We start from the raw sequence: 11,487 nt of genomic DNA, 5'->3' as shown, positions 1-11,487 counted from the left end.
CGCATATGCGGGCGCTGTCGACGTGGGAGCCACAAGCCAGCCTCCGTCATCAGATTCCTGACCGTTTCCTTGGCGAGCCGGATGTCGTGGCATTCGTACAGTTTCTCGCAGGCCAGCGTCGGGCCGAAGTCCGCGTAGGGATCGCGGATGATCGTCAGCGCTCGTTGGGCCAACTCCGAATCCAGCCGCTCGATCTGCCGGACCGTCAGGCCTTCAAACGGTCGAGTTCTCGCGTGTTCAATGTCACCAGAGCTTGTTCGGTGCATCGCCAGCTCCATGATCTGACGGGGAGCCGGCAAGCTTACAATGAGTCGAAAAGCGGACATTTGAACTTGGCTAGAAGCGGACATTACAACTTAGCCACTACAACAAAATTTATCGATAATTCACGTTATGTAAAATTAAATAACACTGCATCGTATTGTGGTAAGTCCGGTACGTCAGATCAGCCGCCGTACGGCTCCCGCCTGAGTACTTTCGAGTCCTGCGTCTCTCAACCTCTTTGATTTGACCGCTCTCCGCTTAAAAAAATCGACACATTTCAGGAGGGGCCAAGCTTTTCATAAAAACCGCGTTCGACGAACCAAGCCAACTGATCGCGGGCCGCACAACGTCCTCGTACCATTTTGTAGTTTTTAGTTTCTTCAGAAATTCGTTCTATGACGCTTTTATTGATTGCTACCATCTTTTTGTGGGCCTCTTGCAGTGCTTCTCCCGGCACAGTTATAATCCCCCGCAACTCGTGAGATGTGATTTGGGGAAACTCCACCTCTCGCGCATCCAATTCGCTAAGTGAATGAAAGATCGCGGGCCTGCATACCATTGTGCAAACCCCTGTAGCCAACCATTCTTCTGTTCTATCGCCGTTTTTCTTCGAGCCTTTTCCATAAAATCCTTCAATATCTTCAAATCTGACTGTGTTTTTTGGAATTTGATTTGAATGATTTGCCATTCCAACTAACTCGGCATGTTCTTCTGAATTCAAACTTTCGTAAGTTCCCCCAGATATTGACGCTCCTCCGGGACTTAGAATAGAGATCGTTGCTTTTACTTTATTCGGGGGTGATGAGTATCCATCTTCCCATGGCGTCAATCCCAAAGGGTCAACCCAGTTGAGGGTACTTGGAGAAAATGCGTACAGGTTTACCCCCCCCAATAGCCGAATCGGATCCTGGGATATAAATGCGCCTTGGTCTGGGTCATAGTAACGATGTAGGTTGTAGTGAAGCCCATTTTCAGGATCGAAATATTGGCCCTGCAAGCGTAACGGCTGCTCCAGGTTTCCCCGTTGATCATGGGTTTGCCCCCAGGCAGCGTATTTCGTTTCCCACAGGATATCGCCGAAATCGCTTACGACTCGCAAAGGTGCACCATTGCAATCGTTATAGAAGAAATGAGATAACTCTTCCAAAATGGATAGCTTTCCAGTTGGCATCGACAGATTATGCGGCAATGTTGAGAGTTGCCGTGCATGAATGGTATAAGGGCAGCGAATCCATATGAACGGCCTATGCGATGTCGGATAGTAAACCCACTCTCTAGCTTCGCCCGAGACAATACTGCGTGTCGGCGATGGGATATCCTGAACTTTGAGAGAGCGCTCGGCCAAGAGCACCTCGCCGTCCCAAAAAAAACGACTGGAACACATAAGCCGCCAATCTCTAGTTTGTATGCGATTGTTCGTTATATCGGAATTGGGTTCATACGTGAGCTTACCTATTCGTCTTCGCAACGGATCATAAATATATTCCGCGCGAACTGTAGATGTCACCCCTTGGGAGGCAAGCGAATTTGCACTCGTTGCAATTGTTTCGGTGAGCAGTTCATCACTATTCCATCGAAGCGTCATATCGAATGTGTCATTGCATTTGCGCACCATGTTGCCATTTCGATTAAATGTACACCTCCAGAAGGAGGATATTTTTTTTCGTTCCCACGCAGAAATTGGAGCACTCGGTGATGTAATCTCATTTGGATTGACGGGGTTGCTCCCGATTTGTAATAAATTCCCGCAGAAGTCGTAGTGAAATCGATGAATTTTTCCCAGTGAGTCGAGATGCGTCGACAACCTTCGCATCGGATCATACTCGAAGCGCTCTATAGCAAGACCTGCATCCCGTTTTTCAATTACATCGCGATTATTGTCATAGGAATATTCTGTTGTGAACATGCTTCCAGACTCAGCAAACAATGCTTGCTTGACCAGCAATCCATCGGATGAATATGATTGCTCTCGTCTTAACGTGGCGCCGAGTTGCTCTACAATTTGGTGTCCGTCGGCACTTTGCTCGATAGTTATTGGCGCACCGTGATCAACTTGGATAGTCTTAAAATTTCCTTTTTCGTCATAACCGTAACGAACTGAATGAGCAATGACCTTATCTCCAAGGTCGAGGCGTGTTCGACGCAAAATTCGATTCCCGGCAGAATCATATGTATTTTTTATCGTAAAATCGCCCCCCTGCCTTTCCTCAATAATTCGCCCGACTGAATCACGGATAATTTCGATTCGGATATCGGAATTCTCTGCGGCAACCAAATTTCCGGTGATGTCGAATTCGAAAATTTCGACCTTTAATTCGTCACCCTCCAGCGGCCCGATAATCTGTTTTTTTATCACGCGATTGAATGGATCGGTTTCGTACTTTACTTCGTCTCCGGATGGGCAAATACTTTTTGTTATTGCCCCTCCGGGGCTATATTCGTAAGTCGTACACTGCCCCCAGTAGTCTATTTCCTTTACAATTTTACCTAATGCATCGCGCTGCAGTTGATATGACTCATCACATTCGTTGCTTACGCTAATTAATTGAGCCTCCGTGTCGTAGTTGTAATTTATGGCGCTGCCGTCGGGCATGATGAATTTACTTATTTTTCCAGCTGCGGTGTATTCGAATTTGGTGGTTTTTCCTGACGGATCGCGAAACATTATCAGGTTATCGTCAACGTCGTAGCCAAAAAATACTTCACGACCACTGGATTCAATTATTCTCAGGATGTTTCCGTTTGCGTCGCGCTGGTAGGATTTCATCCTGCCATTAGCATCGGAGACTTGCAGTACATTTCCGAATTCATCACATTGATATTCAAATCTGTTTTTTAGATGATCTACGATGGCAGATACATTTCCGTTTTTATCATATTCAAAACTGGTAACTGCCCCGCCTGGACCTCGATATGCTACGAGTTGACCAGTTGCGTCGTATTCGTAACGTGAAACGGAACCCGAAGGATCTTTTATGGTGCGTAGATTTATAAATTCATCCCACTCGTAATGCCATTTCCGTTTGTCAGGATATTCTACGCACATTGACCTTCCGTCGGCGCGAATGCCACAACGAATGCCGCTGCCATCCACCAAGGTTCTTTCTAATAGGCGACCTTGCCGATCATATTTCCACATATTTATTCGCCCAGCCGGATCAATTTCTGCACTCGTGCGCCATTGAGCATCGTATCGATAGCTTGTTATTCCTCCAAGTGCATCGATCTGAGCCAAAGGAATTTCGCGATCATTCATTTGTAGTATGGTCAAGTATCCAAGTGAATCAGTTACTCTTGTTTCCATTAGCGCCCGATCATAAGTAAAGTTATAATCCAAAAGCCCATCATCACCCCAGGCTCGATCGACACGCCAAACATTGTCATCGCCTCGTCGGTAACTGTAATTGAAAGAAATTCCTGCGGCACTAGTGTGGCGAATCATTCGATTTTCGTCGGTGTATTCGAATTCGCGTGAATGCGCCATTGCATCAACAGTGGCAACCAGATTTCTGGCGCTGTCATATTGATAGCTTGCAAGTAAGTATGCTTTGCCATCCCCGACATTAAATATTAGTGATTCGATTAAATTTTCATTAAATTTTGTGCATGAATTACAGCGAATCCATCGCTTTGTTGGGGCGCCATTCGCCCACTCGATAATGCGCGCGAGTTTATCATTCCGTTGCCGCTCAAATTCCCATGCATTACCATTTAGATCTGAAATGCGAGAAATCGGTGACGTCAATATTGGATCATCGGTTGATTCTTTGATAAGGGTGGGAGGTTTTTTTCTGCAAACAAATTCATATTCGATTCCATCTTGTTTTCTCAGTACAAATCGATCTTCGAGGTAATAGAGTGCATCCCCCCGTTGCCAATCGTAGACTCGTGCCGACCAGCCATGATTATCAGGCAATGTGTCAAAAGCAGATGTGCAATCAGTGAAATGAACAACCGCCCCAATCCCAGTCTCCTGCCTGATTAGATCGAGTCGGATGTCGGCAGGTGTTTGCCAACGAGCACCGATGACTCCGACACGTTGCGCATGACTCGCGTAATGTCTATCCCAGGACAATGACAGTCGTCCCTTTATTACAAAATCGCATTGTTGAACTACAACCTCACCCGTCGTTACTTGAACTGGTTCCGCCTTCAACACATTGCATCGCAAAAACCCCGGCTTCAATTTCAGCTTATCCGCCAGCGCCTTCGCCCACTTCGATCCCTGAAACGCCTTGAACAAGCCCTTCGCCGCAGCGGCCATATTCATGATCGGCGGCCCGCCCACAAAAACCGGCCGCCCTGCCGGAATCGGCAACATCACCGAACTCGGCATCGACGGATAAGTCCGATCGGTATGCGCGCTGTTATGCGGCGGCGGCTCCATTCCGACCGACCAGCAACTCAACGCCTCTAGCGCCATGTACGACATCGGATCGTTGTTGGCGAGCACCGTCTTGCTGCCCATGAACGATTCCCCGTCGTTCGACGGTTCAACTTTGTCGGGCGGCGCAAACGATTCCCCGAGAGGAAAATGCAACCCGGGAACGTGATACACATGCGTCCCGGCCGTGGCCCGCATCATCCCGTTCACAAAAATCGGCCTGCCGCTGCTTCCCCCCGCCCCGACGTTCGAACCAAGATCATCGCTTATGCGGTTCTTGATCTTGTTGACCTCGTTCGCCAGCCGCATCCCCTCAGCGACGTTGGGGTCGTCCTTGAAGTCCGGCAGCTTGCCGCCACCCATCAAGTCGTTGACCTGCTGGTTCGCCTCATTGGCCAGATGCGCCAGCTTCTCCACATCTTCGGGATGATCTTCGATGTATTCGGTCACTTTCTCCTGCACGATCATCATTGCAATGCAGCCAACCACGGCCTTTGCAGCTTGAACGTACTCACGCAGATCGAGCATGAACCCGACATGAGGGTGCGGCAGGAACACGGGGGGCGTACCGGGCGTGACCAGTACCGAGTGAACGTCGACGCCAACGACTGGATCGAGATGCTTGACGGCGAGAAGTGCCATGGTTTCGGCCTCCGCTCAACGCCCGCCACGCAACGCCACGACCTTCTCGCTCAACGCGTTACGTCGCCGGTCACGCACATCCAGCTGCGATACCATCCACTCGACGACCATCGGCAGATTGCTGTTCGCCCGCATCGGCTCGTCGATCATCAACCCTGCATCGAGCGCATTGAACCCGGCCTCCAGCGCATGCTCGCGCTCCCCTGCCCGCGCCCAGCACACGGCACTCATCCGCCACGCCTCGACCGTCATCAGTCCATCCTTCGCCGCCGTGGTCGACGCGACCGCACGCTCGTAGCAATAAGCCGAGTGCGCATAGTCCTTATGCGTCAAATGCACGCTCGCCTCGCCGAACAATCCGTTCGCGACGAGCTTGTGTCCGGCCGGATGCCCAGCCTCGACTGCGCGCATCCCGCTGCTAGCCGCGCTCCGATACGCGTCGATCGCCCGCTCCCGATCCCGCCACTTCAGATACGCGGCCCCCGCAATCAGGTGCACGACAACGCATTGATCAAACCACTGCTCGCGCTCAGCAACCTTCAGCGCAGCCGCGCGCAATTCCTCCAGCCGAGTCGGATTGCCGCGTTCGATCATCTCGGTCAGCAACACGAAATGCCGTCGAAATTCACCGCTCGGCCCGCGCTCGCCCGATTCCGCCAGCAATTCGCGCGGCACGCTCGCCATCGAGTACTTGCCGTGCACGACCCGCACCGCGGCACGATGCCGTTGCATCAACGCAGCAAACGGCGCGATATCCGTACGCGGCACGACAAAACGCACGCGCTCGGCAAGCTGCGGCGCGACCGCAATGATCGACAGCAAATCGTCGAGCCATCGCACCCATGCCGTGTCATCCCGCACTTTGGCCGGTTCCAGCACGAATACCATCGCCGGAAAAACGTCCGGATGGTGCTGCATCAGGCTGTCGGCAACCGCGAACAGATACAGCAACGGATCCTTGTCATCGTCGTACGGCGCTTGCCAATCGGCCCGCACCCCATGCGCATCGGATCCTTCACGCCGGCTGTCATAGAACGCAATGAGTTCGTCCGTCAGCGCCTTCGCATAACTCGCTTCATGGACGAACGACGCGCGCATCGTCCTGACCGCACATGACGTCTCGTCCTGAACCTGAAAATAGAGCCGCACGAGTTCCGCATCCGTCTCGTCGGTCTGCCAGATCATCAATCGCGCATCCTGCTCTTTTGCGAAACTCATCCAGTCCGTATGCGCATCCATGAACCTGCGCTCCACCGGATTGGTCGGCTGCCAGTTCTGCATTCGTGCGAGCCTCCGTTATGGATTCAGTTTCAGGATCGTCCCTTCGACCGTATGCTCGACCGACGCAGACGACGTCACCTTCTTGCTGTTGACGGTATGGCTTTCGGTGCCAGCCGACGCGACGTTGACGCCCTGGATCGTGATCGTGCCGTCGCGCTTCATCACGATGCTGGACATTCCGCAGACGAGCGAAAGCTGATCGCCGGCGTTGACGAGCACCTGATGCTGCACGTTCGTCGTATGGTTCGCGCCGACGTTGACGGTGTGCTCACCGCCGACCGTGTGCGTATGGGCGTTGGCAATCGTCGATGTACGTGCACCGATTTCCTCGGTATGCGACGACGCAACCAGCGTCTTCATGTCCTTCGACGTCGTTTGATACATCTGTCCGACATTCAGCGTCTTGCCTTCGCCGATCGTTTCAGTCTTGGCTTTCGCAACCGTCTCGGTATGTATTCCACCAATGGTCGCATCGCGATTCGCGGCGATCGTCACGGTTTCGTTCTTGCCGACCGTTCGCGTCCGGTTTCCCCCCACCCCATGCGTCTCGTCCACCCCGATCTGCGCGACCCGGTTCTGCCCGATATTCACTGTCTCGTTCTTCCCGACGCTCCGTTGCCGGTTGTTCTTCACCTGCATCGTTTCGTCGTTCCCGACGGTATGCGTATGGTTGTTCCCGACGGAAAGTGTGTGATCGGCCTCCGTCTCCGCGTCGAAATTGCGCTCGGCATGCATCCACAGCTGCTCGGCGCCCTTCTTGTCCTCGAACCGGAACGCGTTCGCATGGTCGGTCGTCCCGCCCGGTGACGAACGCGACAGCAACCCGCTTTGGGTCGCACTGCCTGGCAGCCCCCACGGCGGCATCTTCTCGCCGTTGTAAACGCGCCCCGTCACGATCGGCTCATCCGGATCGCCGTTGAGAAAATCGACGACCACCTCATCGCCGACACGCGGAATCTGCACGCCTCCGAATCCACCCCCGGCCCAAGGACTCGACACTCGAACCCAGCATGACGAATCCTGATTGCTCTGCCCGTATCGGTCCCACCGGAACTGCAACTTCACCCGCCCATACTGATCGGTCCAGATTTCCTCCCCCGGCGGCCCGACCACGGTAGCCGTCTGCGGCCCGTTCGTCCGTGGCCGCGGCGTTTCACGCGGCGATCGGTAAGGCAGACTCGACGGCTGCACGAGCATCATCGTCTGATGCACCACAGCCTCCGCGCCCTGATCGCTCGCATACGCGTTCTCCTGGAAACGGTACTGACACCGCACGATCAGGTACTCGCGGTTCTGATCGGCACGCGGGCAATGCGCAAGCGTGAACAGATAGCCCGGCGCGGCGCCGCGCACGTCGGTATCAGCACTTGCCCGCTCATGTTCGGCCTGCTGCTCCTCGAGCCGCACGCGGCTGTAATGCGCACCAGGCGCATCGTCGCGATACCCGCCCGGCCATTCGAACGACGCGAAGCTGTCGTGATCATGACCGCGCGGATCGACCTTCTGCGCGGAAAGATCGGCGCGCGGCTTCGTATAGTCGTAGTCGGTCGTCTGATGCTTGCCGACGCTCACCGCCTGCGCGGGCAGCCAGCCGTCGATGTGCTCCTCGTCGGCGATCGCGGTGCGATCCTGCGCGATGTACGGGATCGCTTCGTAGCCGGGCAACGCGACGTGCGACGACATCGCGTCGCACAGCACGAGCGTGTGATTGTCGGCCGCGTGCCGGAAATAAAAATAGATGCCCTCGAACTCCATCAATCGCATCACGAACGCGGCGTCGGTCTCGTTGTATTGCACGCAGAACTCACGCGGCACGTACGCATCGGTCAGCTTGTTTTCGATGGGGAAGCCGTAAGGCGCGAGCACTTCCTGCACGATGTCGGGCACGGTGCGGTTCTGGAAGATCCGGCAATCTGAGCGACGCGTCGCGAGCCACAGCCACGGCCGCACGACCAGTTCGTAACCGTAGTGCCGCTCGGCACGCCGGCCGGCCAGCGTCGCGCGCGCGACGATCCCGTTCAGATAGCGCGTCGACAGGTCCTGCTGCTCGATCCGCACGGTCACGGGCTTGCCGAGCATGTCCTTCAGCGACAGGCTGTGGCTGTCCGCCAGCGCCTCGATCCGGAATTCGAACAGGCGGCCGAGTTCGTCGCTGCCGTCGAGCGTGTGGAACTTCAGGTCGTCGCCGTGCGGGCTGTCGAGTGTGAATACGCGATTCACGTCGTTCCCTCCTCGTCGAACCGGTAAGCGAATTCGCCGCCGGTCGCGCTCACCTCGATCGACGTCAGCGCGCGACCTTCGAGCGTGGCCTCGAGGATCGCGCGGCCGATCCGCGGCATCACGGTATGCGTGAGGATCGCGTCGACCATGCGGCCGCCGGATTCGATCGTCCGGCAGCGCTCGACGATCAGCGCGGTCGCCGAATCGGTGCAGCGCAGCCGGATTCCGTGATGTTGGTCGATCCGCTTCTCGAAGCGCCGCAACTGCAACTCGACGATGCGCGCGAGCGTTGCATCGGTCAGCGGGTAGTACGGCACGACGGTCAGCCGGCCGAGCAGCGCGGCGGGGAACACGTCGAGCAGCGGCGCGCGCAGCGCATCGGCAAGCGTCTGCATGTCGGGCAGGCGCTCGGGGTCGCGGCACAGCTGCATCACGCGATCGGCGCCGACGTTCGACGTCAGCAAAATCACGGTATGCCTGAAGTCGATGTCGCGTCCTTCGCCATCTTCCATCCAGCCCTTGTCGAACACCTGGAAGAAAATCTCGTGCACGTCGCGATGCGCCTTCTCGATCTCGTCGAGCAGCACGACGCTGTACGGCCGCCGGCGCACGGCCTCGGTGAGCACCCCGCCCTGCCCGTAGCCGACGTAGCCGGGCGGCGCGCCCTTCAGCGTCGATACCGTGTGCGCCTCCTGGAATTCGCTCATGTTGATCGTGATCGCGTTGCGCTCGCCGCCGTACAACGTGTCGGCCAGCGCGAGCGCGGTCTCGGTCTTGCCGACGCCGGACGGCCCGCACAGCAGGAACACGCCGTGCGGTTTGGTCGGGTCGTCGAGCTTCGCACGTGCGGTCTGAATCCGTTCGGCGATCAGTTCGACCGCATGGTGCTGGCCGACGACGCGTTCGCCGAGCGTCTCGGCGAGCTTGAGCACGGCCTGCGTCTCGTCGCGCACCATCCGGCCGAGCGGGATGCCGGTCCAGTCGGCGACGACGGCGGCGACCGCATGCGTGTCGACGGCGGGCAGCACGAGCGGTGCGTCGCCCTGCATCTCGGCGAGCGCCTGCTGCGCGGCGGCGAGGCGCGACAGGACATCGGCGCGTGCGTCGCCGGTGAGCGCGCGCGACGGCGCGTCGTCGAGCAGCGCGGCGCGCGATTCGACGATCGAGGCCAATGCGTCGCGCTCGGCTTGCCAGCGCGTATCGAGCCGATCGAGCTCCGTCTGCACGGCGGCAAGCTCGGCATCGATCGCGTCGCGCCGCGCGGTGTCGCCGGTGCCGAGCGCGCACTCGCGCGCGATCCGTTCCCGCTCGACGCGCAGGCCGTCGATGCGTCGGCGCGCATCCTCGATCGGCGCGGGCACCGCGTGCTGGCTGACCGCAACGCGCGCGCAGGCCGTGTCGAGCAGGCTGATCGCCTTGTCCGGCAACTGCCGCGCGGGAATATACCGATGCGACAACGTCACGGCGGCCTGCAGCGCATCGTCGAGCACCAGCACGCGGTGGTGGGCTTCGAGCTTCGCGGCGAGGCCGCGCAGCATCGTCACGGCGGCGGCCTCCTCGGGTTCGAGCACGTGGACGAGCTGGAAGCGCCGCGTCAGCGCGGGATCCTTCTCGATGTACTGCTTGTACTCGGACCAGGTGGTCGCGCCGATGGTGCGCAGCAGGCCGCGCGCGAGCGCCGGTTTCAGCAGGTTCGCGGCGTCGCCGGTGCCGGCCGCCCCGCCCGCGCCGACGAGCGTATGGACTTCGTCGACGAAGAGGATCGTCGGCCGCTCGGACGACATCGCTTCGTCGATCACGTCGCGCAGGCGGCTCTCGAATTCGCCCTTCACGCTCGCGCCGGCCTGCAGCAGCCCGATGTCGAGCAGGTACAGCGCGACGTCTCGCAGAGACGGCGGCACGTCGCCGGCGGCGATGCGCAGCGCGAAGCCTTCCGCGACGGCGGTCTTGCCGACGCCGGCCTCGCCGACCAGCAGCGGGTTGTTCTGCCGGCGCCGCAGCAGGATGTCGACGATCTGGCGGATCTCCGCGTCGCGCCCGACGACGGGGTCGATCTCGCCTGCCCGCGCACGGGCGGTCAGGTCGACGGCGAAGCGCGCCAGGGCCGCGCCTTCCGCGCCTTCCGCGCCTTCCGCGACTGGCGCACCGCGCATCGCGGCGTCGCCGGAGCCGGCGCCCGAGCCCGGATCGGCACGCGCAGTCGGTTGCGCCTCGGGCGAACCGTCGACGATCGATGCGAGTTCGTCGGCGAGCACGTCGGGCACGATGCGCTCGAACTCGCGTGCGATCGCATACAACACGTTGCGCAACTGCGGCGTCTTCAGGATCGCGAGCAACAGGACCGCGCCGCGAATCCGCGTCGCGTCGTATTTCAAGGTCGCATAGACCCACGCGCGTTCGACCGCGTCGTCGATGTGCACGGACAGGTCCGACACCGATCCCGCGCCACGCGGCAGCCGATCGAGCGACGCGACGAGCCCGCGCTCGATCGCGGCCTCGTCGATCTCGAACCGGCGCAGCACGCGCTGCAGGTCGCCGTCGGGCCGCTGCAGGAGCTGCTTGATCCAGTGCGCGAGCTCCACGTATGGATTGCCGCGCAGCCGGCAGAATCCGGTCGCCTGCTCGAGCGTTTCGTAGAGGAGCGGGTTGAGCTTTCCGAACAGGTTGACGCGGCCGATATCGGACATGACGGTTCC

General features: G+C 57.9%; 4 protein-coding genes and 1 pseudogene. All 5 read right to left on the bottom strand.

Annotated elements, in window-relative coordinates; all coding sequences use genetic code 11:
• Positions 1-8: 8 nt before the first annotated feature.
• Positions 9-278: pseudogene (locus WS49_RS36475) on the bottom strand (hypothetical protein); the annotation flags it as partial.
• Between the two features lie 263 nt (positions 279-541).
• A complete protein-coding gene (locus WS49_RS06455) occupies positions 542-5,290 on the bottom strand; it encodes an RHS repeat-associated core domain-containing protein (protein ID WP_059525736.1) in 4,749 nt (1,582 codons plus the stop codon).
• 15 nt (positions 5,291-5,305) lie between these two features.
• Entirely contained in the window at positions 5,306-6,571 is a 1,266-nt protein-coding gene (locus WS49_RS06450) for a hypothetical protein (protein WP_059525512.1), read from the bottom strand.
• Between the two features lie 15 nt (positions 6,572-6,586).
• Positions 6,587-8,791 carry a type VI secretion system Vgr family protein gene (tssI, locus tag WS49_RS06445; RefSeq protein WP_059525510.1) on the bottom strand — a complete coding sequence of 735 codons (2,205 nt, stop codon included), beginning with the start codon at positions 8,789-8,791 and terminating at the stop codon, positions 6,587-6,589.
• Positions 8,788-11,478: a type VI secretion system ATPase TssH gene (tssH, locus tag WS49_RS06440; RefSeq protein ID WP_059525508.1), complete on the bottom strand. Its 2,691-nt coding sequence runs from the start codon at positions 11,476-11,478 to the stop codon at positions 8,788-8,790. The genes tssI and tssH overlap by 4 nt, the downstream gene beginning before the upstream one ends.
• Positions 11,479-11,487 lie beyond the last annotated feature (9 nt).

This window comes from Burkholderia sp. RF7-non_BP4 (assembly GCF_001521935.1).
In the GTDB taxonomy this organism is placed as follows: Bacteria; Pseudomonadota; Gammaproteobacteria; order Burkholderiales; family Burkholderiaceae; genus Burkholderia; species Burkholderia diffusa.
Note: the sequence above shows the minus strand (reverse complement) of the source record. Positions and strands in the feature narration are given on the sequence as shown.

Coding starts and splice junctions, on each gene's coding strand:
- tssH (WP_059525508.1), bottom strand. CDS start 11,478: ATGTCCGATATCGGCCGCGTCAACCTGTTCGGAAAGCTCAACCCGCTC.
- WS49_RS06450 (WP_059525512.1), bottom strand. CDS start 6,571: ATGCAGAACTGGCAGCCGACCAATCCGGTGGAGCGCAGGTTCATGGAT.
- WS49_RS06455 (WP_059525736.1), bottom strand. CDS start 5,290: ATGGCACTTCTCGCCGTCAAGCATCTCGATCCAGTCGTTGGCGTCGAC.